The organism is Microbacterium panaciterrae (genome assembly GCF_039541635.1).
GTDB lineage: Bacteria > Actinomycetota > Actinomycetes > Actinomycetales > Microbacteriaceae > Microbacterium > Microbacterium panaciterrae.
In genome coordinates this window covers 1-1,071 of the sequence record NZ_BAABGP010000027.1, presented here as the reverse complement: position 1 = coordinate 1,071, position 1,071 = coordinate 1, and the positions used below count along the sequence as shown (strand labels likewise).

2 protein-coding genes are annotated in these 1,071 nt (G+C 60.2%); one reads left to right on the top strand and one right to left on the bottom strand.

Translation table 11 applies throughout. The features are described 5' to 3' along the window. Nucleotides 1–118 precede the first annotated feature (118 nt). Nucleotides 119–622: a MarR family winged helix-turn-helix transcriptional regulator gene (locus ABD882_RS18465; protein WP_345188953.1), complete on the bottom strand. Its 504-nt coding sequence runs from the start codon at nt 620–622 to the stop codon at nt 119–121. 32 nt (nt 623–654) lie between these two features. Between ABD882_RS18465 and ABD882_RS18460 the strand changes: the two genes are divergently transcribed. Next, nucleotides 655–1,041 (top strand): MBL fold metallo-hydrolase, encoded by a 387-nt coding sequence (locus ABD882_RS18460; protein ID WP_345188951.1) that lies wholly within the window; start codon nt 655–657, stop codon nt 1,039–1,041. Nucleotides 1,042–1,071 lie beyond the last annotated feature (30 nt).

The window sequence follows — 1,071 nt, the reverse complement described above, 5'->3', positions numbered from 1 at the left end:
CCTGTCGCGTCACCGTTCAAGACTCACCCACCGAGGAGCGGAACCTCTTGATCAACACGCCCTAGGGCTCCTGGAGGCCGGGAAGCATGATCTGAGATGCCCCCGGCCTCCAGATCAATTACGCAGGTGCGGCGGGATTACCTCCGCGCAACCGGAGCAAGGACCGTTCGAACTGTTCCAGCTCCGGCTCGGTCATAACCCCGCCAACGCGCAGTTGGATTTCATCGTCGAATATGAGGAGAGCCTCGTCGACGCAAGCAGCCCCCGAAGGGGTCAACTCCAGCAAATTCGAGCGGCGATCTTCCGGGTTTGCCACTCGCCGGCACAGACCTGCAGCCTCAATCTTGTCGACAACCTTGCTTGCGCCTCCGACGCTGATGGCGAACGCTGTGGCCACGTCATAGACACGCTGACCGGGTTCCCGGCGGAGAAGGAACAAGACTTCGAACCATGTGAGCGGTAAACCACAATCACTCCGAAGCCGCAGATCAACAGCTGCCCAGAGCTCGGTCTCAAAACGCACGAGTTCGTGATAGATCCGCCTCAAGTTCGCCATCACACCTCGAATCACGACGCCCGGCAGCCCAAACAGAATCGGCCATCTCGGTTCGAACAAACTCAAATAGCCACCTTAGCGATGGAAGGAAGGACCCTGTGTCAACCACCCCGTGGATCGAGTCCGTACCAATTCAGGTCGTTGGCGGGCCTACTGTCCTCATCAACTACGCGGGCCTCCGGATCTTGACCGACCCGACCTTCGATGAGCCAGGTGAGTACCAGACCCCCGTCCCTGGGTTCTCACTCGTGAAGACCCAGGGTCCGTCTGTATCTCTGGCCGAGATCGGCGGCGTCGACCTCGTGCTCCTGTCCCATGACGAGCACGACGATAATCTCGACCGCTCCGGACGAGAGCTCCTGAAGACGGTGCCCCTCACGGTGACCACGATCGGCGGATCTCGGCGCCTGGGCGGAACAGCGAAAGGCCTCGCCGTTTGGGAATCAATCAGGCTCATCGCAATCCAGAGTGTAGGTGGGGTCTGAATCCTCCGGCTTCGAGCAGCGATCTCGCGA